We start from the raw sequence: 25,117 nt of genomic DNA on the forward strand, positions 1-25,117 counted from the left end.
GCGTACTGTTATCCAGCCTACGCTGTTTGACGGCGTTTTGCTTTCTCCCCATTATTGGCGCACTGGCGCATTTCTCTGTAGCGCCGTGTCCGAATTTCTACACAGAGCGGCCTCATGAAGCAACTTACCATTCTCGGCTCCACCGGATCGATTGGCACTAATACGCTGGCGGTGGTGGCGGCCAATCCTCAGCAGTTCTCCGTTAAGGCGCTGGTCGCCGGATACAATGTCGATCTGATGGTCGGGCAGTGCCTGCGTTTCCGCCCCGACTACGCCGCAATGGCCGATGAGGCTTCCGCGCGCCTGCTGCGCCAGCGGCTGCGTGAGGAAGGGGTGAAAACCGACGTCCTGTTCGGCGAAGAGGCTGCCTGCCAGCTGGCAGCGCTGGACGAGGTGGACCAGGTGATGGCGGCGATCGTCGGCGCGGCGGGTCTGTTGCCGACGCTGGCCGCCATTCGCGCCGGTAAAACGGTGCTGCTGGCGAATAAAGAATCCCTTGTCACGTGCGGCCGTTTATTTATGGAGGCGGTGAGCGCCAGCGGCGCGCGTCTGCTGCCCGTCGACAGCGAGCATAATGCCATTTTTCAGAGTTTACCGGCTTCCATCCAGCAACAGTTAGGATACGCTAACCTCCAGGAGAACGGCATTGAGTCGATCATCCTTACGGGATCTGGTGGACCGTTTCGTGACACGCCGCTCCCGGCGTTGGCTACCGTCACGCCGGAGCAGGCTTGCGCGCATCCGAACTGGTCGATGGGGCGTAAAATCTCCGTTGACTCCGCCACCATGATGAATAAAGGCCTGGAATACATTGAAGCCCGCTGGCTGTTTAATGCAACCGATGCCCAGATGGAAGTGATCCTGCATCCGCAATCGGTGATTCACTCTATGGTGCGCTACCGCGACGGCAGCGTACTGGCGCAGCTGGGATCGCCGGATATGCGTACGCCGATCGCCCATACGATGGCCTGGCCGCAGCGGGTCGAAGCGGGCGCCACGCCGCTCGACTTTACCCGAATGAAGGCGTTAACCTTCGCCGAACCTGATTTTAACCGCTATCCCTGCCTGAAACTGGCGATGGATGCGTGCGAGCAGGGGCAGGCGGCGACCACCGCGCTGAATGCGGCCAATGAGATAGCGGTCGCCGCGTTTCTTAACGCGCAGATTCGCTTTACCGACATTGCCGCGCTCAATACCGCCGTTCTGGCATCGCTTCACTCTGCGGAACCACAAAGCGTGGACGCGGTGCTGGCGATCGATGCGGAGGCGCGACGGGCGGCGCAGGCGCTGTTACCGCGCTTCTCCGCGGCGGGTTAATTCGCAGTTTTGCGTGGTCGCCATTTGTGAGCCCAGGGGGAAACTGGTATAGTCCCCGGCTCCCGTTTTGCATTTACACACAGCCAGAGCGGTGAACAGAGCCGTGGTCGTCACGGCTTTTTTACGGCCGCACGGGAAATGTATTCAGAAGCCGCTGTATTTCTGATTAAAGGAAATGAATACGCGTTATGTCGTCCGAAACTCAAATAACAACCGATGACCAGCAGCGGATACGCCCGCGTCATGTGGCCATCATCATGGATGGCAACGGCCGCTGGGCGAAAAATCAGGGCAAACTTCGTGTCTCCGGTCATAAAGCGGGAGTGAAATCGGTGCGCCGCGCCGTAAGCTTTGCCGTCAGCAATAAACTGGAAGCACTCACGCTTTATGCCTTCAGTAGCGAGAACTGGTCCCGTCCGCCGCAGGAAGTGGTGGCGCTGATGGAGCTGTTTGTCTGGGCGCTCGATAGCGAAGTAAAAAGCCTGCATAAACACAATGTTCGCTTAAGAATTATTGGCGATATCAGCCGTTTTAATTCACGCTTACAGGAGCGCATTCGCCGCGCTGAGGAACTTACTCAACAAAATAATGGATTAACCCTCAACATTGCCGCGAATTATGGCGGCCGTTGGGATATTATTCACGGCGTACGACAGATAGCCGAGCAGGTGCAGGAAGGGTTGCTCCGTCCTGACCAGATCGAGGAAACTACGCTGTCCGGATTTCTCTGTATGCATGATTTGGCACCGGTGGATCTGGTAATAAGGACCGGGGGGAGCATCGCATCAGTAACTTCCTGCTATGGCAAATCGCCTACGCGGAGTTTTTCTTTACCGATGTTCTCTGGCCTGATTTTGACGAACAAGTTTTTGAAGGTGCAATGAATGCTTTCTCACATCGTGAGCGTCGATTTGGCGGCGCAGCACCTGGCGGCGCCTGAGCGCCCTGGGGGTAACCTTTGCTGAAGTCGCGTCTGATTACAGCGTTCATCCTGATCCCTCTGGTGATCGCTGCGCTTTTCTGGTTACCGCCCTCAGGGTTCGCCATTGCCACGCTTGTGGTATGTATGCTGGCCGCATGGGAGTGGGGCCAGCTTGCCGGCTTTACTTCCCGTCTTCAACGCATCTGGCTGGCCGTGCTGTGCGGCCTGCTGCTTGCCGTGATGCTCTTCACGCTTCCCCCTTACCAATATGCCGTGCAGCTGCCGCAGTTCAGCGGTTCGCTTTGGGCTGCGCTCGGCTGGTGGATTGTCGCGCTGCTGCTGGTGCTGACCTATCCCGGCTCCGCCAGCTTCTGGCGACAGTCGCGCGCGCTGCGCCTGCTGTTCGGCGTGCTGACTATCGTGCCGTTTTTCTTCGGTATGGTGGCGCTGCGTCAGTATCACTACAGCGCGGACCATTTCGCCGGCGCCTGGTGGCTGCTGTACGTCATGGTGCTGGTGTGGGGCGCCGACTCCGGGGCCTATATGTTTGGCCGTCTGTTCGGCAAGCATAAGCTGGCACCGAAGGTCTCGCCGGGTAAAACCTGGGAAGGCTTCTTCGGCGGACTGGTCACCGCCGCGCTGATCGCCTGGCTCTTCGGCCTGTGGGCGCCGCTGACGGTGGCGCCGGGCACTTTGCTGATCAGCTCGATTGTCGCCACGCTGGCTTCCGTGCTGGGCGATCTGACGGAAAGCATGTTCAAGCGCGAAGCGGGCATTAAGGATAGCGGACATCTGATCCCCGGCCACGGCGGCATTCTCGATCGCATCGATAGCCTGACCGCTGCGGTGCCGGTTTTCGCCTGTTTGCTGCTGCTGGTGTTCAGGACGCTGTAAGGACAAGACGCTATGCTGAGCTTTATCTGGAGTCTTGCCGCCTTTATCGTTGCGCTGGGCGTGCTGATCACTGTCCATGAATTCGGCCACTTTTGGGTGGCGCGCCGCTGCGGAATCAAAGTAGAGCGCTTTTCCGTTGGCTTCGGCAAGGCGCTGTGGCGACGTCGCGATCGGCTCGGCACCGAGTACGTCATCGCACTGATCCCGCTGGGCGGCTACGTCAAGATGCTGGATGAGCGCGTAGAAAGCGTCGCGCCGGAGCTGCGTCATCAGGCCTTCAACAATAAAACCGTGCTGCAGCGCGCGGCGGTCATTGCCGCCGGTCCCGTCGCCAACTTCCTCTTCGCGATTTTCGCCTACTGGCTGGTGTTTATTCACGGCGTCCCCGGCGTGCGTCCGGTGATTGGCGAAATCGTGAACGGTTCGGTAGCGGCGGAAGCGCAAATTTCGCCCGGTATGGAACTTAAAGCCGTTGATGGCATCGAAACGCCTGACTGGGATGCTGTACGCATGGCGCTGGTCGGTAAGATTGGCGATAGCGAGGTTATTCTGACGCTGTCGCCTTTCGGCGCGGGGCAGCGCCTGGAAAAACGGGTCGATTTGCGCAACTGGCATTTTGAGCCGGACAAGCAGGATCCGGTGTTGGCGCTGGGCATCGCGCCGCGCGGACCGGAGATTGAAACGGTACTGGCGGATGTCCAGACGAACTCGCCTGCCAGCGCGGCAGGTTTGCAAGCTGGCGACAGGATCGTTAAAGTCGATGGTCAACCGCTGACGGCATGGCGGGATTTCGTTAACCTGGTGCGTGAACGTCCGGACAAAGCCATCGCGCTGGACGTCGAGCGCCAGGGTGAAACCGTCAGCCTGACGCTGACGCCGACCGCGAAAGGCGCGGAAGGGTTTGCCGGCGTCGTGCCGCGTGTGCTGCCGCTGCCGGAGGAATACAAAACGGTGCGTCAGTATGGTCCGTTTGCCGCCATCGGCGAGGCCGGGGAGAAAACCTGGCAGTTGATGAAGCTGACGGTCGGCATGCTTGGCAAATTGATCACCGGCGATGTTAAGCTGAACAACCTGAGCGGGCCGATTTCTATCGCCCAAGGCGCCGGGATGTCAGCAGAGTATGGGATGATTTATTACCTGATGTTTCTTGCGCTGATCAGCGTGAATCTCGGTATTATCAATCTTTTCCCGTTACCGGTATTAGATGGTGGGCATCTGCTTTTTCTGGCGATTGAAAAAATCAAAGGGAAACCGGTGTCCGAGCGAGTTCAGGACTTCAGTTATCGCATCGGCTCAATTTTGCTGGTGCTGTTAATGGGGCTTGCACTATTCAATGATTTCTCTCGCCTGTGATGACCGGAACGTTGTCCAGGCTGGGACGTGTTAGGAAGAACGCATAACAACGATGGCGATGAAAAAGTTGCTCATAGCGTCGCTGCTGTTCAGCAGCGCCACCGTTTACGGTGCAGACGGGTTCGTAGTGAAGGACATTCATTTCGAAGGACTGCAGCGAGTCGCTGTCGGTGCGGCTCTGCTCAGCATGCCGGTGCGTGTTGGTGATACGGTAGATGATGAAGATATCAGTAATACCATTCGCGCCCTGTTTGCTACCGGGAACTTCGAAGATGTTCAGGTCCTGCGCGACGGCGCCACGCTGATTGTTCAGGTCAAAGAGCGTCCCACCATTGCCAGCATCACTTTCTCCGGCAACAAGGCGGTGAAAGATGACATGCTCAAACAGAACCTCGAAGCGTCCGGCGTGCGCGTCGGCGAAGCGCTGGATCGCACCACCATCTCCAGCATCGAAAAAGGGCTGGAGGATTTCTACTATAGCGTCGGCAAATACAGCGCCAGCGTGAAAGCGGTAGTCACGCCGCTGCCGCGTAACCGCGTCGATCTGAAACTGGTGTTTACCGAAGGCGTTTCGGCGAAAATTCAGCAGATTAACGTGGTCGGCAATAAAGCCTTTAGCTCTGACGAGCTGATCTCGCGCTTCCAGCTGCGTGATGAGGTGCCGTGGTGGAACCTGGTTGGCGATCGCAAATATCAGAAACAGAAACTGGCCGGCGATTTAGAAACGCTGCGCAGCTTCTATCTCGATCGCGGCTACGCCCGTTTCAACATTGATTCTACGCAGGTGAGCCTGACGCCCGATAAAAAAGGCATCTACATCACCATCAACATCCACGAAGGGGATCAGTACAAACTCTCCGGCGTGGTGGTGAACGGCAGCATGGCGGGGCACTCCGCCGAGATTGAAAGCCTGGCGAAAGTACAGCCGGGCGAGCTGTATAACGGCACCAAAGTGACCAAAATGGAAGACAGCATCAAACAGCTGCTCGGCCGTTATGGTTACGCTTATCCGCGCGTGGCGACGCAGCCGGAAATCAATGACGCCGATAAGACCGTTAAGCTGCACGTCAACGTCGACGCGGGCAACCGCTACTACGTTCGTAAAGTGCGCTTCGAAGGCAACGATACCTCGAAAGACGCGGTGCTGCGCCGTGAAATGCGTCAGATGGAAGGTGCATGGCTGGGCAGTAACCTGGTCGAGCAGGGCAAAGAGCGCCTGAACCGTACCGGCTATTTCGAAACCGTCGATGTCGATACGCAGCGCGTACCCGGCACCCCGGATCAGGTTGACGTGGTCTACAAGGTGAAAGAGCGTAATACCGGTACCTTTAACTTTGGTATCGGCTACGGCACCGAAAGCGGCGTCAGCTTCCAGGTCGGCGTGACCCAGGATAACTGGCTGGGCACCGGTAATACCGTCGGCATCAGCGGCACCAAAAACGACTACCAGACTTACGCGGAATTCTCCCTGACCGATCCTTACTTCACGGTGGATGGGGTGAGCCTCGGCGGACGTATTTTCTATAACGACTTTAAAGCGGATGACGCTGACCTCTCTGACTATACCAACAAGAGTTATGGTCTGGACGGCACGCTCGGCTTCCCGGTCAACGAAAACAATACGCTGCGCGTCGGTCTCGGCTATGTGCATAACGACCTCTCCAACATGCAGCCGCAGGTGGCGATGTGGCGTTATCTGCGCTCGGTCGATCAGGATCCGTCGCTTTCTGGCGATGCGGAATATTCCGCCGATGACTTTACCTTCAACTATGGCTGGACGTACAACAACCTGGACCGTGGCTTCTTCCCCACCGCCGGTAACCGTACCAACCTGAACGGGAAAGTCACCATTCCGGGATCGGATAACAACTTCTACAAAGTAACGCTGGATACCCAGCAGTACATGCCGATTGACGATGACCACACCTGGATTCTGCTGGGTCGCGGCCGCGTCGGTTATGGCGATGGCCTGGGCGGCAAAGAGCTGCCGTTCTATGAGAACTTCTACGCCGGCGGCTCCAGCACGGTGCGCGGCTTCCGTTCTAATAACATTGGTCCGAAAGCGGCGTATCTCAACGATAACTCGTCGACCTGTTCCGGCAGCCAGAGCCTGTGTAAATCAGACGACGCGGTGGGCGGCAACGCGATGGCGGTGGCCAGCCTTGAGCTGATTACCCCGACGCCGTTTATCAGCGAGAAGTATGCCAACTCGGTGCGCACCTCGCTGTTTGTCGACGCCGGTACGGTATGGGATACCAACTGGGAAAACACCACGGAAAGCCGTGATGCCGGTATTCCGGACTACAGCGATCCGGGCAATATCCGCATGTCCGCCGGTCTGGCGCTGCAGTGGATGTCGCCGCTGGGCCCGCTGGTCTTCTCGTACGCCCAGCCGTTCAAGAAATATGATGGAGATAAAGCGGAGCAGTTCCAGTTTAACATTGGTAAAACCTGGTAATCTCCGCGACAGGGAAGTGCAGCTGTTCAGTATCGCACTGTGCGCCGGCCGACGGGTTCGCCCGCCGGCTGGCGTATCAGGCAAATCTGTGTCTTTGACACAAACGTTGATGGTAAGGAGTTAATAGTGAAAAAGTTGTTGTGTGCCGCAGGTCTGGGTCTCGCTTTAGCGGTTTCCGCAGGCGTTCAGGCTGCTGATAAAATTGCCGTGGTAAACGTGTCCAGCATTTTCCAACAGTTACCGCAACGTGCCTCTGTTGCGAAGCAGCTGGAAAACGAGTTTAAAGGCCGCGCCACCGATCTGCAGGGCCAGGAGCGCGATCTTCAGGCTAAAATGCAGCGTCTGCAGCGTGATGGCTCTACCATGAAGGCCAGCGAGCGCAGCCGCATGGAAAAAGACATCATGTCCCAACGCGAAGCGTTCTCTTCAAAAGCGCAGGCTTTCGAGCAGGACAATCGTCGTCGTCAGATGGAAGAGCGTAACAAGCTGCTGAGCCGTATTCAGGACGCAGTGAAAAAAGTCGCCGACAGCGACGGTTACGACGTCGTCATCGACGCTAACGCGGTAGCTTACGCTTCTAATGCGAAAGACATCACGGCTGACGTTCTGAAACAGGTTAAATAATCAATGTCTTCAATTCGACTGGCTGATTTAGCCCAGCAGTTGGATGCAGAATTGCACGGAGATGGCGATATCGCCATCTCCGGCATTGCTTCTATGCACTCCGCCCAAAACGGTCAAATCACTTTTCTCGCCAACAGCCGCTACCGTGAGCAGCTCGCCGAGTGCCAGGCTTCCGCCGTGGTGCTGACAGAAGCGGATCTGCCGTGGTGCCACAGCGCCGCGCTGGTGGTTAAAAATCCCTATCTGACCTATGCGCGTATGGCGCAGCTGTTGGATACTACGCCGCAGCCGGCAGAGAACATTGCGCCGGGCGCGGTAATCGACGCCAGCGCCACGCTGGGCAATAACGTCTCCGTCGGCGCAAACGCCGTGATCGAATCAGGCGTTGTGCTGGGCGATAACGTCCGCATCGGCGCTGGCTGCTTCGTCGGCAAGAACACCCATATCGGCGCCGGCTCCCGTCTCTGGGCCAACGTCACTGTCTATCACGACATCCGCATCGGTCAGGATTGCCTGATCCAGTCGGGCACGGTTATCGGCGCAGATGGCTTCGGCTACGCCAACGATCGCGGCAACTGGGTAAAAATCCCACAGCTGGGCTCGGTGATTATCGGCGATCGTGTCGAAATCGGCGCTTGCACCACCATCGATCGCGGCGCGCTGGATAACACTCAGATCGGTAATGGTGTTATCATTGATAACCAGTGCCAGATTGCACATAACGTGGTGATTGGCGACAATACTGCCGTTGCCGGCGGTGTGATTATGGCAGGTAGCCTGAAAATCGGTCGTTACTGTATGATCGGTGGGGCGAGCGTGATTAACGGCCACATGGAAATTTGTGACAAAGTGACCGTCACCGGCATGGGAATGGTGATGCGCCCCATCACTGAACCTGGGGTATACTCCTCGGGCATTCCGCTGCAACCTAATAAAACCTGGCGTAAAACTGCAGCGCTGGTGATGAATATCGATGAAATGAGCAAACGCTTAAAAGCCATCGAGCGTAAAGTCGGTAAAGACGACTAAGCGTACATCCATCCCGCGTCTGTCCGGCTTTCATAAATAAAACATGCTAAGCAGGGAAGCCAGGCGCCACATAAACTAATTTGCGGCCTGCCGATGATCGTCCGGATCGGTGCAGGCCGTGTTATTGATGCCATCAGAATTTTTAGGACAGGAAGAGTATTTTGACTACTGAAACTCATACTCTGAATATTGAAGAGATTTTAGAACATCTGCCGCACCGTTATCCGTTTTTACTGGTCGATCGTGTCCTGGATTTCGAAGAGCATAAATATCTGCGCGCCCTGAAGAACGTCTCAGTTAACGAACCGTTTTTCCAGGGGCATTTCCCTGGTAAACCGATTTTCCCGGGCGTATTGATTCTGGAAGCGATGGCGCAGGCGACAGGTATTCTGGCGTTTAAAAGCGTGGGCAAACTGGAGCCGGGCGAACTGTATTACTTCGCCGGGATCGACGAAGCGCGCTTCAAGCGCCCGGTGGTGCCGGGCGATCAGATGATTATGGAAGTCACCTTCGAGAAAACCCGTCGCGGCCTGACACGCTTTAAAGGCGTTGCCACCGTTGACGGCAAAATCGTGTGTGAAGCGACCATGATGTGTGCCCGTAGCCGGGAGGCGTAAAACGTGATTGATGCAACCGCCGTAATTCATCCAAGCTCTATCATCGAAGAGGGCGCCGTTATCGGCGCTCGCGTTCACATTGGCCCGTTTTGCTATATCGGTGCCAACGTGGAGATCGGTGAGGGCACCGTTCTGAAGTCACATGTGGTGGTCAATGGCCATACCCGCATTGGCAAAGACAATATCATCACCCAGTTCGCCTCTATCGGTGAGGTGAACCAGGATCTGAAATATGCGGGCGAGCCGACGCGCGTCGAAATCGGCGATCGCAACAGCATCCGCGAAAGCGTCACCATTCACCGTGGCACGGTGCAGGGCGGCGGCGTAACGCGCATCGGCAGCGATAACCTGCTGATGGTCAACGCGCATATCGCGCACGACTGCATCATCGGCAACCGCTGCATCTTCGCCAACAACGCGACGCTCGGCGGTCACGTAACGGTGGATGATTTTGCGATTATCGGCGGTATGACGGCGGTGCATCAGTTCTGCATTATTGGCGCGCATGTCATGGTGGGCGGCTGTTCCGGCGTGGCGCAGGATGTGCCGCCATACGTTATCGCGCAGGGCAACCACGCGACGCCGTACGGCATCAATATCGAAGGCCTGAAGCGCCGCGGCTTTAGCAAAGAAGGGCTGCATGCAATCCGTAACGCCTATAAGCTGCTTTACCGCAGCGGAAGAACGCTTGATGAGGTTAAGCCTGAAATCGAAGCGTTGGCGCAAGAGCATGCTGAAGTTCAGCCGTTTTACGATTTCTTTGCCCGCTCAACGCGGGGTCTGATCCGTTAACCCATGGCTGCTCGTCCCCTAACGATTGCCCTTGTCGCCGGAGAAACCTCCGGCGATATTCTTGGTGCCGGTCTTATTCGCGCGCTGAAAGCAAAACACCCTGACGCCCGTTTCGTCGGCGTGGCGGGCCCGCGTATGCAGGCGGAAGGCTGCGAAAGCTGGTACGACATGGAAGAGCTGGCGGTCATGGGCATTGTTGAGGTGCTGGGACGGCTGCGGCGCCTATTAACGATCCGCCGCGATCTGACCCGCCGTTTCACCGCGCTGAAGCCGGACGTCTTTGTCGGCATCGACGCGCCCGATTTTAACATTACCCTGGAAGGCCGTCTGAAACAGCGCGGCATCCGCACCATTCATTACGTCAGCCCCTCTGTCTGGGCGTGGCGACAGAAACGGGTATTTAAAATCGGTCGCGCCACCAATCTGGTGCTGGCGTTCCTGCCATTCGAAAAAGCTTTTTACGATCGCTATGATGTGCCTTGCCGCTTTATCGGCCACACCATGGCGGACGCGATGCCGCTACAGCCCGATAAAGCAGCGGCGCGTCGTGAGCTGGGGATCGCCGCAGAGGCGCTCTGCCTGGCACTGCTGCCCGGTTCGCGTCGGGCGGAAGTAGAGATGCTCAGCGCCGATTTTTTGAAAACCGCGATGCTGCTGCGTGAGAAATGGCCGCAGCTGGAGATTGTGGTGCCGCTGGTCAACGCCCAGCGGCGCGCGCAGTTTGAACAGATCAAGGCTGAGGTTGCGCCCGATCTGCCGATGCATCTGTTGGATGGCAAAGGCCGCGAGGCGATGGTCGCCAGCGACGCGGCGTTACTGGCCTCCGGCACCGCCGCGCTGGAGTGCATGCTGGCTAAATGCCCGATGGTGGTCGGCTACCGTATGAAGCCCTTTACCTTCTGGCTGGCCGAGCGGCTGGTGAAAACGGACTATGTTTCTCTGCCGAACCTGCTGGCCGGGCGCGAGCTGGTGCCTGAGCTGCTGCAGGATGACTGCCAGCCGGCGCGGCTCGCGGCGGCGCTGGAGCCGCTGCTGGGCGCGGGCGAAACGCGTGAACGCCTGCTGGCGACATTTACCGAACTACACCAGCAGATCCGCTGGAATGCCGATGAACAAGCGGCGCAGGCCGTACTGGAGTTGGCGAATGGCTGAATTTATCTATCCCGACGCGCGGCTGATCGCCGGCGTCGATGAAGTCGGGCGTGGGCCGCTGGTTGGCGCGGTGGTGACGGCGGCGGTGATCCTTGATCCCGCGCGTCCTATCGTCGGCCTGGCGGATTCCAAAAAGCTCAGCGAGAAGCGCCGGCTGGCGTTGTTCGATGAAATTAAACAGAACGCGCTGGCCTGGAGCCTGGGGCGCGCCGAGCCGGACGAGATCGACCAGCTCAATATCCTGCATGCCACCATGCTGGCGATGCAGCGCGCCGTCGCCGCTCTGGCGATACGGCCCGACTATGTGCTGATCGATGGCAACCGCTGCCCCGCGCTGCCGATGCCGTCGATGGCGGTTGTCAAAGGGGATAGCCTGGTCGCTGAAATCAGCGCCGCCTCTATCCTGGCGAAAGTGACGCGCGACCGCGAAATGGCGGAGCTGGATGCGGTTTTCCCGCAGTATGGCTTTGCGCAGCATAAAGGTTATCCCACCGCGCAACATCTGGCGATGTTGACAGAACATGGTGCCACGCCGCACCATCGTCGTAGTTTTGCGCCGGTGCGCAATGCGCTCCTGGATCTTGAAGTAAAGCACCTCACCGCTGAATCTGCGCGCTAAGCGCGCTTTGCTGCAGTTAACCGGAAAGAAAGATGGCCGAACCACGTTTTATTCATCTGCGTATCCACAGCGATTATTCAATGATCGACGGACTGGCGAAGACCGGCCCGCTGGTGAAAAAAGCGGCCGCGCTCGGCATGCCGGCGATGGCGATCACGGATTTCACCAACCTGTGCGGGCTGGTGAAGTTTTACGGCACGGCGCACGGCGCCGGCATCAAGCCGATCATTGGCGCCGATTTCCTCGTTAATAGCGAGCTGATGGGGGACGAGCTGACGCAAATCACCGTCCTGGCGATGAACAACACCGGTTACCAGAACCTGACGCTGCTGATCTCACGCGCTTACCAGCGCGGCTACGGCGTTAACGGGCCGACAATCGATCGCGACTGGCTGGCGGAGTTCAGCGAAGGGCTGATTCTGCTCTCCGGCGGACGCCGCGGCGACGTGGGCCGCAGCTTGCTGCGTGGCAATCAGTCGCTGGTGGCGCAGTGTCTCGCCTTCTATCAGGAGCATTTTCCCGATCGCTACTATCTGGAGCTGATCCGTACCGGCCGCCCCGACGAGGAGAGCTATCTGCACGCCGCCGTCGAGTTGGCGATTGCGGAAGGTGTACCGGTGGTGGCGACCAACGAAGTCTGCTTTCTCGATGAAGACGATTTTGACGCGCACGAAATTCGCGTTGCGATCCATGACGGCTACACGCTCGACGATCCTAAACGTCCGCGCAATCATAGCCCGCAGCAATATATGCGTAGCGCGGAGGAGATGTGCGAACTCTTCTCTGACATCCCGGAAGCGCTGGAGAACAGCGTAGAGATCGCGCGCCGCTGCAACGTCACGGTACGGCTTGGCGAATATTTCCTGCCGAAATTTCCAACCGGCGAGATGACCACCGAAGATTTTCTGGTGCAGCGCTCGCGCGAAGGGCTGGAGGAGCGTCTGGCGTTTCTGTTTCCCGATGCGGAAGAGCGGGCGCAGAAGCGGCCACCGTATGATGAACGTCTGGAGATTGAGCTTAACGTTATCAACCAGATGGGATTCCCCGGCTACTTCCTGATCGTTATGGAGTTTATCCAGTGGTCGAAAGATAACGGTATCCCGGTCGGACCGGGACGCGGTTCGGGCGCCGGTTCGCTGGTGGCCTATGCGCTGAAGATCACCGACCTCGATCCGCTGGAGTTCGACCTGCTGTTCGAACGCTTCCTCAACCCGGAGCGCGTCTCCATGCCCGACTTCGACGTCGATTTCTGCATGGAAAAACGCGACCAGGTGATTGAACATGTCGCCGATATGTACGGGCGCGACGCCGTATCGCAGATCATCACCTTCGGCACCATGGCGGCGAAAGCGGTTATCCGCGACGTGGGCCGCGTGCTGGGCCATCCTTACGGCTTCGTCGATCGTATCTCGAAGCTGGTGCCGCCCGATCCGGGTATGACCCTGGAAAAAGCGTTCGCCGCTGAGCCGCAGCTGCCGGAAATTTATGAGGCGGATGAAGAGGTCAGGGCACTGATCGATATGGCGCGTAAGCTGGAAGGCGTCACGCGTAACGCCGGCAAGCACGCCGGGGGCGTGGTGATCGCGCCGACCAAAATTACCGATTTCGCGCCGCTCTACTGCGATGAAAACGGCAACCACCCGGTTACCCAGTTCGATAAAAACGACGTGGAATACGCCGGCCTGGTGAAGTTCGACTTCCTCGGCCTGCGCACCCTGACCATCATTAACTGGGCGCTGGATATGATCAACGCGCGCCGGGCAAAGCAGGGCGAGGCGCCGATCGATATCGCCGCGATTCCGCTGGAAGATAAAAAAAGTTTTGATATGCTGCAGCGCGCGGAAACCACAGCGGTTTTCCAGCTTGAATCGCGCGGCATGAAAGATCTGATCAAACGTCTGAAGCCGGACTGCTTCGAGGATATGATCGCGCTGGTGGCGCTGTTCCGTCCTGGCCCGCTGCAGTCAGGGATGGTCGATAACTTTATCGACCGTAAACATGGACGAGAAGCGATCTCTTATCCCGATATTCAGTGGCAGCATGAGTCGCTGAAGCCGGTTCTGGAGCCAACCTACGGCATTATCCTTTATCAGGAACAGGTGATGCAGATAGCCCAGGTGCTGGCGGGCTATACGCTCGGCGGCGCAGATATGCTGCGTCGCGCCATGGGTAAGAAAAAGCCGGAGGAGATGGCCAAACAGCGCTCGGTGTTTAAAGAGGGCGCGGAAAGCATGGGCATCGACGGCGAGCTGTCGATGAAAATCTTCGACCTGGTGGAAAAATTCGCCGGTTACGGCTTCAATAAATCACACTCCGCCGCCTATGCGCTGGTCTCTTACCAGACGCTGTGGCTGAAGGCGCACTATCCGGCCGAGTTTATGGCGGCGGTTATGACCGCCGATATGGACAACACTGAGAAAGTGGTTGGCCTGGTGGATGAGTGCTGGCGCATGGGGCTGAAGGTGCTGCCGCCGGATATTAACTCCGGCCTCTATCAGTTCCACGTCAACGATGACGGCGAGATCGTTTACGGCATCGGCGCCATCAAAGGCGTCGGCGAAGGCCCGATTGAAGCGATCATCGAGGCGCGCAATAAGGATGGGTATTTCCGCGAGCTGTTCGATCTCTGCGCGCGCACCGATCCGAAGAAGATCAACCGACGCGTGATGGAGAAGCTGATCATGTCGGGCGCCTTCGATCGCCTCGGGCCGCACCGCGCGGCGCTGATGAGCGCGCTGGGCGATGCGCTGAAAGCGGCGGATCAGCATGCCAAAGCGGAAGCGATCGGGCAGGCGGATATGTTCGGTGTGCTGGCGGAAGAGCCGGAGCAGGTAGAGCAATCCTACGCCAGCATTACGCCGTGGCCGGAGCAGGTGCAGCTGGACGGCGAGCGGGAGACGCTGGGGCTTTATCTGACCGGCCACCCCATTAACCAGTACCTGAAAGAGATTGAACGCTACGTCGGCGGCGTGCGTTTGAAAGACATGCACCCAACCGATCGCGGTAAAATGACCACCGCGGCCGGTTTGGTGGTGGCGGCCCGCGTTATGGTCACTAAACGCGGCAACCGTATTGGCATCTGCACGCTGGATGACCGTTCCGGTCGTCTGGAAGTGATGTTGTTCACAGATGCGCTTGATAAATACCAGCAGCTGCTGGAAAAAGACCGTATCCTGATCGTCAGCGGACAGGTCAGCTTTGATGACTTCAGCGGCGGCCTTAAAATGACCGCCCGTGAAGTTATGGATATCGACGAAGCACGCGAAAAATATGCGCGTGGACTTGCTATCTCGCTGACGGACAGGCAAATTGATGACCAGCTTTTAAACCGTCTCCGTCAGTCTCTGGAACCCCATCGTTCGGGGACAATTCCGGTACATCTCTACTATCAGAGAGCGGATGCGCGGGCCAGACTGCGTTTTGGCGCAGCATGGCGCGTCTCTCCTTGCGATCGTTTGCTGAATGACTTGCGATCGCTGATAGGATCGGAGCAGGTGGAACTGGAGTTTGACTAAAACAGGAACATTATGAGTCTTAATTACCTGGATTTTGAACAGCCAATCGCAGAACTGGAGGCGAAAATCGACTCCCTGAAGTCGGTTGGCCGTCAGGATGAAAAACACGATATTAATCTGGATGAAGAGATTCAGCGTCTGCGTGAAAAAAGCGTAGAGCTGACGCGTAAAATCTTCGCCGATTTGGGCGCGTGGCAGATCGCGCAGCTGGCGCGTCATCCGCTGCGTCCTTACACGCTGGACTATGTCCGTAACGTGTTTACCGACTTTGACGAGCTGGCAGGCGATCGCGCCTACGCTGACGACAAGGCGATTGTCGGCGGCATTGCGCGTCTGGATGGACGTCCGGTAATGATCATCGGCCATCAGAAAGGCCGTGAAACGAAAGAGAAGATTCGGCGTAACTTTGGCATGCCGGCACCGGAAGGCTATCGCAAAGCGCTGCGCCTGATGGAAATGGCCGAGCGTTTCAAGATGCCGATCATTACCTTTATCGACACGCCGGGCGCTTACCCGGGCGTGGGCGCGGAAGAGCGTGGCCAGTCCGAAGCGATTGCGCGCAACCTGCGTGAAATGTCCGGCCTGACCGTTCCGGTGATCTGCACCGTGATCGGCGAAGGCGGCTCTGGCGGCGCGCTGGCTATCGGCGTGGGCGACAAGGTCAACATGCTGCAGTACAGCACCTATTCCGTTATTTCACCGGAAGGCTGCGCCTCTATTCTGTGGAAAAGCGCAGATAAAGCGCCGCTGGCGGCGGAAGCGATGGGAATTATTGCGCCGCGTCTGAAAGAGCTGGACCTGATTGACGCTATCGTTCCGGAACCGCTGGGTGGCGCGCATCGCGATCCGCTGGCGGTGGCCGCGTCGCTGAAAGCGCAGCTGCTGGCCGATCTGGCCGATCTGGATGTGCTGAACACCGAAGAGCTGCTTAACCGCCGCTATCATCGTCTGATGAACTACGGCTACGCGTGATGCGTAGCGGGTAAAACAGGGCGGCCTCCGGGCCGCCTTTTTTTTGCCGCCATTGCGCCTTTGCCGCGTGCATAATCCCTGCGCCGCCGTCAGATTTCTCCTGCCGCTGCGCATCTTCGCTATGCTTATCCTTTATCGCCCATCACCAGGAGGTGCTAATTGAATATTATTGCGATAATGGGACCGCATAACGCCTTTTATAAAGATGAACCGATACGCCAGCTGCATCAGGCGCTGATAAACCAGGGATTCGAACCGATCTACCCCAAAGACGCTAACGATTTGGTGAAGCTGATTGAGCATAATCCCCGCATCTGCGGCGTGATTTTTGACTGGGATGAGTACAGTCTCGATTTATGCAGCGAAATTAACCAGCTTAACGAGTATCTGCCGCTCTACGCCTTTATCAATACCCACTCCACCATGGATATCAGCATCAATGAGATGCGTATGGCGCTGTGGTTCTTTGAGTATGCGCTCGATATGGCGGATGATATCGCCCAGCGCATTCGGCAGTATACCGATGAATATATCGATAACATTACCCCGCCGCTGACCCGCGCGCTGTTCACCTACGTAAAAGAGGGCAAGTACACCTTCTGCACGCCGGGCCATATGGCCGGCACCGCTTTTCAAAAAAGCCCGGTCGGCACGCTATTCTATGATTTCTACGGCCCCAATACGCTAAAAGCGGATACCTCGATTTCCGTGACCGAGCTGGGCTCGCTGCTCGATCATACCGGCCCGCACCTGGAAGCGGAGGAATATATCGCCCGCACCTTCGGCGCCGAGCAGAGCTATATGGTAACCAACGGCACTTCAACCTCGAACAAAATCGTTGGCATGTACGCCGCCCCCGCCGGCAGCACGATGCTGGTAGATCGCAACTGCCATAAATCGCTGACTCACCTGCTGATGATGAGCGATATCGTGCCGATTTGGCTAAAGCCGACGCGCAACGCGTTGGGCATTCTCGGCGGCATTCCGAAGCGTGAATTCACCCGTGAAAGTATCGCGCTAAAGGTGGCGCAAACTGAACATGCCGCCTGGCCGGTGCATGCGGTGATCACCAACTCCACCTACGACGGCCTGCTCTATAACACAAAATATATCAAAGAGACGCTGGAGGTGCCGTCGATCCACTTCGATTCCGCCTGGGTGCCTTATACCAATTTCCACCCGATTTATGCCGGCAAAAGCGGCATGAGCGGCGAGCGCACGCCTGGCAAAGTGATTTATGAAACCCAGTCGACCCATAAGCTGCTGGCGGCGTTCTCCCAGGCTTCGCTGATCCATATTAAAGGCGACTATGACGAACAGACCTTTAACGAAGCCTATATGATGCATACCACCACCTCGCCCAACTATTCGATTGTCGCTTCGATCGAAACGGCGGCGGCGATGCTGCGCGGCAACCCGGGCCGCCGGCTGATTAACCGCTCAGTGGAGCGGGCGCTTCACTTCCGCCGCGAGGTGCAGCGGCTGCGCGAAGAATCTGACAGCTGGTTCTTCGATATCTGGCAGCCGGACGGGATTGATGAAGCGGAATGCTGGCCAATCCAGCCGGGCGAAGAGGATTGGCACGGTTTCGCCGATGCGGATCGCGACCATATGTATCTTGATCCCATCAAGGTCACCATCCTGACGCCGGGCATGAGCGAGCAGGGCGTTATGGCGGATGAAGGGATCCCGGCGGCGCTGGTGGCCAAGTTTCTCGACGAGCGCGGTATCGTGGTGGAGAAAACCGGGCCGTATAATCTGCTATTCCTGTTTAGCATCGGCATCGACAAAACCCGGGCGATGGGGCTGTTGCGCGGGCTGCTCGACTTTAAGCGCGCCTACGATCTTAACCTGCGCGTGAAGAACATCCTGCCGGATCTCTATGCGGAAGATCCCGATTTCTACCGTAATATGCGCATCCAGACGCTGGCGCAGGGCATTCACCAGCTGATCCAACAACACGATCTGCCGCGTCTGATGCTGAAGGCGTTCGACGTACTGCCGGAAATGAAGATGACGCCGCATCAGGCGTTTCAGCTACAGGTAAAGGGCGAAGTGGAAACGGTAGAGATAGACCAGATGATCGATCGCGTCTCCGCCAATATGATCCTGCCTTATCCGCCCGGCGTGCCGCTGGTGATGCCAGGAGAGAGGATCACCGAGGCGAGCCGTCCGGTGCTGGATTTCCTGCTGATGCTCTGTGCGATTGGCCGTCACTATCCCGGCTTTGAAACCGATATTCACGGTGCCAGGCTGACGGAGGATGGGCGCTATCTGGTGCGCGTCCTGAAGCAGGACGAACCGGCAATACCGGCGGGCGAACGCTAATTTTGCAGAGTTTGCCGTCTTGCCTGACGGCACTCGAGCGGGTAGGGTGCGGGCTGCGATTTAAAAGGACACTCAAGGAGAGGTTATGCTGGGCCTTAAGCAGATTCATCATATTGCCATCATCGCCAGCGACTATGCGCGCAGTAAGGCATTCTACTGCGATATTCTCGGCTTTACGCTGCAGCAGGAAGTCTGGCGCGAAGCGCGCGACTCATGGAAAGGCGATCTGGCGCTGAACGGCCAGTATGTCATCGAGCTGTTCTCTTTCCCTTCACCGCCGGCCAGGGTGAGCCAGCCCGAAGCGTGCGGCCTGCGGCATCTCGCCTTTGCCGTCGATGATATCGACGCTGCCTGCGGCTTCCTGCAGGAAAAGGGCGTGGCGTGCGAGCCGGTGCGCGTCGATCCGCTGACCGGCAAGCGTTTTACCTTTTTCTCCGACCCGGATAATTTGCCGCTGGAGCTGTACCAGGCGTAAAATAGCCGCTTTTACGGCCATCCTGCGATGGCCGTTTTCCGCAACGGGTTTGCCATGACGCAGCTTGCACAACTTGAACAACAGCTGGACGGCGAACGGCGGTTGCTGGTCGCCTTTAGCGGCGGGCTGGACTCTACCGTTCTGCTGCATCAGCTGACGCTGCTGCGCCCGCGTCTGGATCTTCAGCTGCGCGCTATCCATATCCATCACGGGCTTAGCCCCCACGCCGACCGCTGGGCGCAGCACTGCCGCGCCGTTTGCGCCGCATGGCAGGTGACGCTGGAGACGGTAAACATCCAGGTCGACGGGCGCGAAAGCGGTATCGAGGGCGCCGCGCGCGAAGGGCGCTACCGCGCCTTTCGTCAGCATTTACAGCGCGGTGAGGCGCTGGTGACGGCGCAGCATCTTGACGACCAGTGCGAAACATTACTGCTGGCGCTGAAGCGAGGCAGCGGCCCGGCCGGTCTCGCGGCGATGCCCGCCAGCCTGGCGCTGGGCGATAGCCGGCTGCTGCGTCCGCTGCTGCAGTGTCGTCGTGAGGCGCTGGAAAGCTGGGCGCAACAGCATCAGCTGCGCTGGGTTGAGGATGAAAGCAATCAGGATACACGCTACGACCGCAACTTTTTGCGTCAGGAGATCGTCCCGCGCCTGAATGCCCGGTGGCCCCATTTTTCGGCGGCGGCGGCGCGCAGCGCGTCGCTGTGCGGCGAGCAGGAACAGTTGCTGGATGAGCTGCTGGCGGAGTCGCTGAGCATGCTGACGCAGCCGGACGGCGCGCTGCGTATCGATGGGTTCACCGCGCTGAGTGCGGTAAGACGCACCGCGCTGCTGCGTCGCTGGATCGCCGCCTGCGGGGGTAACATGCCGTCGCGCGACGCCGTTCAGCGCATCTGGCAAGAGGTGATCTGCGCGCGCGAAGATGCTGCGCCCCGTCTGCGGCTGGGAGAGTTTGAAGTGCGCCGCTATCGTCAGGCGCTCTACTGGCTGCCGCTGCGGCCGTCGGTGCGCGATGCGATTCTGCTCTGGGCCGATTTACAACAGCCACTCTTGCTGCCGCACGGGCTGGGCACGCTGCGTCTGGCGGAAACCGGGAGTGAAATGCGCGCGCCGCGCGCCGATGAACGCGTAAGCGTACGCTTTCAGGCGCAGGGCAGTTTCGCCATCGTCGGGCGCGGCGGCCATCGGCCGCTTAAGAAGCTGTGGCAGGAGTGTGGCGTGCCGCCCTGGCGTCGCGAAAGCACGCCGCTGATTTTTTACAACGATACGCTCATTGCCGCGCTGAACACGTTTGTCTGCCGTGAAGGAAGCGTCGCGCCAGGGCACGGCCTGCGCATCGTCTGGCAACAACCATCTTATGGAGAATTAAAATGAAAAGCCTGCTGATAGTGCTGCTGGCCTCTTTTACCGCGCCTGCGCTGGCCGCTGGCGATATCGCCGCCGGTCAGGAAAAAGCAGCCGCCTGCAGCGCCTGTCACGGTGCGGAAGGCAAAGCATCGGTTTCGCTCTACCCCAACCTGGCCGGGCAGAATGCTGACTATCTGCAGCATGCGCTGCAGGCCTATAAAAAAGGGGAGCGTAGCGGCGGTCAGGCAGAGGTCATGAAGGCGTTTGTTAGCGGATTAAGCGATGAGGATATGGCGGATGTGGCGGCGTATTATCATTCGCTGAAGCCATAGGGACGCAGGGCGGGCAAGCCCGCCCGCAGATTTAATCAGACTCGCTGACGACAACGGTGCCCAGTTCCGGGTGACTGAAACTGGCGATATGATCCAGGCGCAGCTCGCGCGTTTCGCCGCTGAGGTCCGCCACCAGATACTCCACGTTTTTACGGGTGATCATATCGTTGGCCTTGACCTTAAGCTGCTCGCCGTTTTTAAGTTCCAGAGCCAGCGTCCACTGTTTTTGGCAGGCGAGTTCCAGACTATCATAATCGTCGCAATTGATCGGTTTGTAGGCTTCATTCGTCAACATAGTCGCTCACCATTAAGTTTGCAGCAGCATACGCCGCCTGTTCCCTGACAGAAGAGTCTAGCGCAGAATTGGCCGCTATCTCATTCAGTGTTTTTAACGCGCAACCTATGGCGTCGGGCACGTATCCCAGTTCGCCGCCGCCGATTTCAGCGTACTTCTGACGAACCAAATCACAATATTGCTGCACATGCACCTCCTTTCAGAGCGTAAATCTCCGACTCAAGCGACTATAACACAGCCCCCGCGGGAAATCAGCCTGTCGCGTAAGGGATTTATCCTGGCGAGCGGCGGAAAAGGCAAAGCATATGCACCATGCCGGGGAGGGGGGAAGCGGGTCGGCGGGACGGACAGACGGTTAAAATAATTGATCTTTCATCAGCGGGCGTCACACTGTATTACGAAATGATGTCCGATGTTATCAGGCGGCGCCACGCTAAACGGCGGTGCGCCGTCACTCACCGAGCAAGCAGGATTTATGATTGTACTGTCACGAAATGTCACTATCAGCGACGCTGAAATAGAACTAAGCGCGATCCGCGCGCAGGGCGCCGGGGGACAGCATGTGAATAAAAGCTCGACGGCGATCCATTTGCGCTTTGATATTCGCGCCTCGTCGCTGCCGGCGTTCTATAAGTCGCGCCTGTTAGATGCCAGCCATCATCTGATCACCGCCGAAGGGGTGGTGATCATCAAAGCGCAGGAGTATCGCAGCCAGGAGATGAACCGGGAAGCGGCGCTGAAGCGGCTGGAAAATCTCATCCGCGAACTTACCGCTGAAGAGAAAACGCGCCGCGCCACTCGCCCGACGCTGGCTTCGAAACGGCGGCGGCTGGAGGAAAAAGCGCAGCGCAGCAGCACCAAGGCGCTGCGCGGCAAGGTGCTGTAACCGCGCGCGTCAGGCAATAAAAAAGCCACCCGATGGGTGGCTTTGATAAGTCATAAAACGTTTAGCCCTGAATCGCTTCCACCAGGAAATCCACAATCCGATCGCGTTTGATCATCTGCTTCTCACCGGCGCGGCGCGCTTTATATTCGATCTCGTCGTTGTCCAGGTTACGATCGCCCAGCACGATGGTGTGCGGCACACCAATCAGTTCCATATCGGCGAACATCACGCCCGGACGCTCTTTACGATCGTCCAGCAGCACCTCAATGCCTTTGGCGCGCAGCGTGGCGTACAGCTCTTCCGCCAGCTCTTTCACGCGGAAGGATTTGTGCATGTTCATCGGCAGGATAGCGACCTGGAAGGGCGCCAGCGCGGCCGGCCAGATAATGCCGCGGTCATCATGGTTCTGCTCAATCGCCGCCGCTACCACGCGGGTGATGCCGATGCCGTAGCAGCCCATGGTCAGCGTCTGGTTACGGCCATCTTCGCCCTGAACCGCCGCCTTCATCGCTTCAGAATATTTGGTGCCCAGCTGGAAGATATGGCCCACTTCGATGCCGCGTTTGATCAGCAGCGTGCCTTTGCCGTCCGGGCTCGGATCGCCTTCCACCACGCTGCGCAGATCGGCGACCTGCAGCGGCTCGGCCAGATCGCGGCCCCAGTTGATGCCGGTAAAGTGCTTGCCATCGATGTTAGCACCGGCGCTGAAGTCGCTCATTTTTGCCACGGTGCGATCGGCGATAACCGGCAGCGTCAGGCCGACCGGACCCAGTGAACCTGGGCCGGCGCCCACGGCGGCGCGGATCTCTTCTTCGGTCGCGAACGTCAGCGGCGCAGCGACAATCGCCACTTTTTCCGCTTTGACTTCGTTGAGTTCGTGATCGCCGCGCACCAGCAGCGCAACCAGCGAGTGGCCACTCTCTTCGCTCGCCTTCACAATCAGGGTTTTCACCGTCTTATCGATCGGCAGGTTAAACTGCGCAACCAGCTCGGCAATGGTTTTGGCGTTTGGCGTATCAATTTGCGTCAGCGGCTGAGACGGCGCCGGGCGCTCGCCTGCCGGTGCGACCGCTTCCGCCAGCTCGATGTTGGCGGCATAGTCAGATTCGGTAGAGAAGACGATGTCATCTTCGCCGCTCTGCGCCAGCACCTGGAACTCATGCGAGGCGCTGCCGCCGATAGAGCCGGTATCCGCCTGCACCGCGCGGAAATCGAGACCCATGCGGCTGAAGCTTTCGCTATAGGCACGGAACATCGCGTCGTAGGTTTCCTGCAGCGATTCCTGCGAGGTATGGAAGGAGTAAGCGTCCTTCATGATGAATTCGCGCGAGCGCATCACGCCGAAACGCGGACGCACTTCGTCACGGAATTTGGTCTGGATCTGGAACAGGTTCAGCGGCAGCTGCTTATAAGAACTCAGCTCGTTGCGGATCAGATCGGTAATCACTTCTTCATGCGTCGGACCCAGCACGAAAGGACGATCGCCGCGGTCGACCAGACGTAACAGCTCAGGACCGTACTGCTCCCAGCGGCCGCTTTCCTGCCACAGGTCGGCAGGCTGCACGACCGGCATAGAGATCTCAATCGCGCCGGCGTTGGTCATCTCTTCGCGCACAATGTTTTCAACTTTTTTAAGTACGCGTAAGCCCGTCGGCAGCCAGGTATAAAGACCTGAAGCCAGTTTACGAATCATCCCTGCGCGCAGCATCAGCTGGTGGCTGATGACTTCGGCGTCGGACGGCGTCTCCTTAAGCGTGGAGAGCAGATATTGAGTAGTACGCATCTGTAAGATTCCAGTTTGGACGGAAAACAGTCAAAGCATGACCTGAAAGTGGCGGTTAGTGTACCAGCGAGTGATGCACCTCAAAAGAGAGGGGAGAACAAATTAGCGCGCATCAAGCGCCACGACTTCGGTTCCCTGCGCGGTTACGCGCCAGCGCACGTTGAAATCGAGCAGCCAGACGGCATATTCGCGGTCGGGCTCTTCGCCTTTGCGGTAGGCCGGGCGCGGATCCTGCGCCAACACCTGAGCGATAAAACGCGCCAGCTGCGGATAGCGCTGTTGATGATCGGCCAGCTGCTGCTGCGCCAGCGCGGAAAAACGCACCGGCATCGCCGCCGGCGGCGCGCTCTGCGCAAAACCGGCGCGCGCCTGCGGCAGCGCCTCGGCAAACGGCAGGTAGGGTTTGATATCCACGATCGGCGTGCCGTCGACCAGGTCGAGGCTGCCCAGCTCCAGCGCCACCTGGCCCTTGTGACAGCGAACGCCTTTCAGCTCGACCAGCGACATGCCGATCGGATTAGGGCGAAAGGTCGAGCGCGTGGCGAAGACGCCCATGCGCGCGTTGCCGCCGAGGCGGGGAGGACGCACCGTCGGACGCCAGCCGCCTGCCATGGTTTGATGAAACACAAACAGCAGCCACAGATGGCTGAAGGCTTCCAGCCCGCGCACCGCCTCCTGCTGATTATAGGGCGGCAGCAGATGCAGCTCGCCGCCGCCATCCTCAATCAGCCCGGGCTGACGCGGAACGGCGAATTTCTCTTTCCACGGCGAACGAATGACGCCGATCTGTTCGAAGGTGAAGCGGCTCATTTACTGCCGGAGACTTTTAACGCGGTGCCCTGACAAATGGCCTGGCGGTAGCAGCCCTGGCTTTCGCTAACCACTTCGCATTTATGCAGCAGCACCGCGTTGGCTTTCATCGAAGAGGCGCGGATCTGCATACGCTTGCGCGCGGTATTGATATTGGGCGGCGAATCCTGACGGCCGGTCTGGCAATCTTCGCCTGAGACTTCGCCTAAATCGCGGAACGGGTTGCTCAGCAGCGCGTTCATATCGGTATAGAGCTTTACCGGCGCCGGGCGCGCGGCGGGACGGGTATGGGATTCAACGGGCGTCGGCCTGGCTGCGGGCGGGGTAATGGGCTTATAGGGCTTATGCAGCAAAGAGCATCCTGTCAGCGAAAGCGCCAACAAACAGAGCGGTAACGCACGCATTAAACTGTCCTCATTTCTCAAAATTGGCGTTATTGAAGCAAGCAATCCATTAAATGACAAGTTGCGATCGCTTCCGCCGCTAAGCAAAAAGGCGGCCCGGCGAACCGGCCGGCAAGCGCAGGATACGCTCTACCGGCCGGCTGACGGGCCGCCTGATGACACTCGGTAACCTCTCTCAGCGGCGGCGGGCGCAGAA

General features: G+C 58.3%; 22 protein-coding genes and 1 pseudogene. 18 read left to right on the forward strand and 5 right to left on the reverse strand.

The genetic code is table 11. From position 1 onward, the window contains the following. Positions 1-114: 114 nt before the first annotated feature. From ispC to C2E15_RS04840, 17 genes and pseudogenes are all read left to right on the forward strand, one after another. Positions 115-1,317 carry a 1-deoxy-D-xylulose-5-phosphate reductoisomerase gene (ispC, locus tag C2E15_RS04760; protein WP_104956352.1) on the forward strand — a complete coding sequence of 401 codons (1,203 nt, stop codon included), beginning with the start codon at positions 115-117 and terminating at the stop codon, positions 1,315-1,317. Positions 1,318-1,505: 188 nt separating this feature from the next. Then, positions 1,506-2,257: pseudogene (gene ispU / locus C2E15_RS04765) on the forward strand ((2E,6E)-farnesyl-diphosphate-specific ditrans,polycis-undecaprenyl-diphosphate synthase). 18 nt (positions 2,258-2,275) lie between these two features. Then, on the forward strand, positions 2,276-3,133 hold the full coding sequence (gene cdsA, locus C2E15_RS04770; RefSeq protein WP_104956353.1) for a phosphatidate cytidylyltransferase: 858 nt from the start codon (positions 2,276-2,278) through the stop codon (positions 3,131-3,133). Between the two features lie 12 nt (positions 3,134-3,145). Continuing rightward, positions 3,146-4,486 carry a sigma E protease regulator RseP gene (gene rseP, locus C2E15_RS04775; RefSeq protein WP_104956354.1) on the forward strand — a complete coding sequence of 447 codons (1,341 nt, stop codon included), beginning with the start codon at positions 3,146-3,148 and terminating at the stop codon, positions 4,484-4,486. A 52-nt stretch (positions 4,487-4,538) separates the two neighbouring features. Then, on the forward strand, positions 4,539-6,944 hold the full coding sequence (gene bamA, locus C2E15_RS04780) for an outer membrane protein assembly factor BamA (protein ID WP_104956355.1): 2,406 nt from the start codon (positions 4,539-4,541) through the stop codon (positions 6,942-6,944). A 126-nt stretch (positions 6,945-7,070) separates the two neighbouring features. Beyond that, positions 7,071-7,568, forward strand: coding sequence for a molecular chaperone Skp (gene skp, locus C2E15_RS04785; RefSeq protein ID WP_104956356.1), 498 nt, complete (start codon positions 7,071-7,073; stop codon positions 7,566-7,568). Between the two features lie 3 nt (positions 7,569-7,571). Then, a complete protein-coding gene (gene lpxD / locus C2E15_RS04790; RefSeq protein ID WP_104956357.1) occupies positions 7,572-8,597 on the forward strand; it encodes a UDP-3-O-(3-hydroxymyristoyl)glucosamine N-acyltransferase in 1,026 nt (341 codons plus the stop codon). 161 nt (positions 8,598-8,758) lie between these two features. Beyond that, entirely contained in the window at positions 8,759-9,214 is a 456-nt protein-coding gene (gene fabZ / locus C2E15_RS04795; protein ID WP_104956358.1) for a 3-hydroxyacyl-ACP dehydratase FabZ, read from the forward strand. A 3-nt stretch (positions 9,215-9,217) separates the two neighbouring features. After that, positions 9,218-10,006, forward strand: a complete 789-nt coding sequence (gene lpxA / locus C2E15_RS04800; protein WP_104956359.1) for an acyl-ACP--UDP-N-acetylglucosamine O-acyltransferase — start codon at positions 9,218-9,220, stop codon at positions 10,004-10,006. A gap of 3 nt (positions 10,007-10,009) precedes the next feature. Beyond that, positions 10,010-11,158 (forward strand): lipid-A-disaccharide synthase, encoded by a 1,149-nt coding sequence (gene lpxB, locus C2E15_RS04805; RefSeq protein ID WP_104956360.1) that lies wholly within the window; start codon positions 10,010-10,012, stop codon positions 11,156-11,158. Further along, positions 11,151-11,777: a ribonuclease HII gene (gene rnhB / locus C2E15_RS04810; RefSeq protein WP_104956361.1), complete on the forward strand. Its 627-nt coding sequence runs from the start codon at positions 11,151-11,153 to the stop codon at positions 11,775-11,777. Before lpxB ends, rnhB begins: the two co-directional genes overlap by 8 nt. 32 nt (positions 11,778-11,809) lie before the next feature. Further along, entirely contained in the window at positions 11,810-15,292 is a 3,483-nt protein-coding gene (gene dnaE, locus C2E15_RS04815; RefSeq protein WP_104956362.1) for a DNA polymerase III subunit alpha, read from the forward strand. Between the two features lie 12 nt (positions 15,293-15,304). Next, positions 15,305-16,264, forward strand: coding sequence for an acetyl-CoA carboxylase carboxyl transferase subunit alpha (accA, locus tag C2E15_RS04820; RefSeq protein ID WP_104956363.1), 960 nt, complete (start codon positions 15,305-15,307; stop codon positions 16,262-16,264). A 159-nt stretch (positions 16,265-16,423) separates the two neighbouring features. Beyond that, positions 16,424-18,592 (forward strand): lysine decarboxylase LdcC, encoded by a 2,169-nt coding sequence (locus C2E15_RS04825; RefSeq protein ID WP_104956364.1) that lies wholly within the window; start codon positions 16,424-16,426, stop codon positions 18,590-18,592. Between the two features lie 85 nt (positions 18,593-18,677). Beyond that, a complete protein-coding gene (locus tag C2E15_RS04830; RefSeq protein WP_104956365.1) occupies positions 18,678-19,067 on the forward strand; it encodes a VOC family protein in 390 nt (129 codons plus the stop codon). A gap of 54 nt (positions 19,068-19,121) precedes the next feature. Next, entirely contained in the window at positions 19,122-20,438 is a 1,317-nt protein-coding gene (gene tilS / locus C2E15_RS04835; RefSeq protein WP_104959084.1) for a tRNA lysidine(34) synthetase TilS, read from the forward strand. Next, positions 20,435-20,743, forward strand: a complete 309-nt coding sequence (locus C2E15_RS04840) for a c-type cytochrome (protein WP_174705688.1) — start codon at positions 20,435-20,437, stop codon at positions 20,741-20,743. Before tilS ends, C2E15_RS04840 begins: the two co-directional genes overlap by 4 nt. Before the next feature lie 31 nt (positions 20,744-20,774). On the opposite strand, the gene rof is transcribed toward C2E15_RS04840, so the two are convergent. Together rof and C2E15_RS04850 are read right to left on the reverse strand one after the other, a co-directional pair. Next, positions 20,775-21,038 carry a Rho-binding antiterminator gene (rof, locus tag C2E15_RS04845; protein WP_038628016.1) on the reverse strand — a complete coding sequence of 88 codons (264 nt, stop codon included), beginning with the start codon at positions 21,036-21,038 and terminating at the stop codon, positions 20,775-20,777. After that, positions 21,025-21,225 (reverse strand): YaeP family protein, encoded by a 201-nt coding sequence (locus C2E15_RS04850; protein ID WP_038628013.1) that lies wholly within the window; start codon positions 21,223-21,225, stop codon positions 21,025-21,027. The genes rof and C2E15_RS04850 overlap by 14 nt, the downstream gene beginning before the upstream one ends. Before the next feature lie 288 nt (positions 21,226-21,513). Here C2E15_RS04850 and arfB point away from each other — a divergent pair, with 288 nt between their 5' ends. Further along, positions 21,514-21,924, forward strand: a complete 411-nt coding sequence (gene arfB, locus C2E15_RS04855; protein ID WP_104956367.1) for an alternative ribosome rescue aminoacyl-tRNA hydrolase ArfB — start codon at positions 21,514-21,516, stop codon at positions 21,922-21,924. 61 nt (positions 21,925-21,985) lie between these two features. Here the strand turns inward: arfB and proS are convergent, their stop codons facing one another. The 3 genes from proS to rcsF all read right to left on the reverse strand — a co-directional run bounded on the left by proS (position 21,986) and on the right by rcsF (position 24,921). Next, a complete protein-coding gene (gene proS, locus C2E15_RS04860) occupies positions 21,986-23,707 on the reverse strand; it encodes a proline--tRNA ligase (protein ID WP_104956368.1) in 1,722 nt (573 codons plus the stop codon). Between the two features lie 102 nt (positions 23,708-23,809). After that, positions 23,810-24,517 carry a tRNA (N6-threonylcarbamoyladenosine(37)-N6)-methyltransferase TrmO gene (gene tsaA, locus C2E15_RS04865; RefSeq protein WP_104956369.1) on the reverse strand — a complete coding sequence of 236 codons (708 nt, stop codon included), beginning with the start codon at positions 24,515-24,517 and terminating at the stop codon, positions 23,810-23,812. Beyond that, positions 24,514-24,921: an Rcs stress response system protein RcsF gene (gene rcsF / locus C2E15_RS04870; RefSeq protein WP_104956370.1), complete on the reverse strand. Its 408-nt coding sequence runs from the start codon at positions 24,919-24,921 to the stop codon at positions 24,514-24,516. Before rcsF ends, tsaA begins: the two co-directional genes overlap by 4 nt. Between the last annotated feature and the right edge of the window lie 196 nt (positions 24,922-25,117).

The organism is Mixta gaviniae (assembly GCF_002953195.1).
Taxonomy (GTDB): Bacteria; Pseudomonadota; Gammaproteobacteria; order Enterobacterales; family Enterobacteriaceae; genus Mixta; species Mixta gaviniae.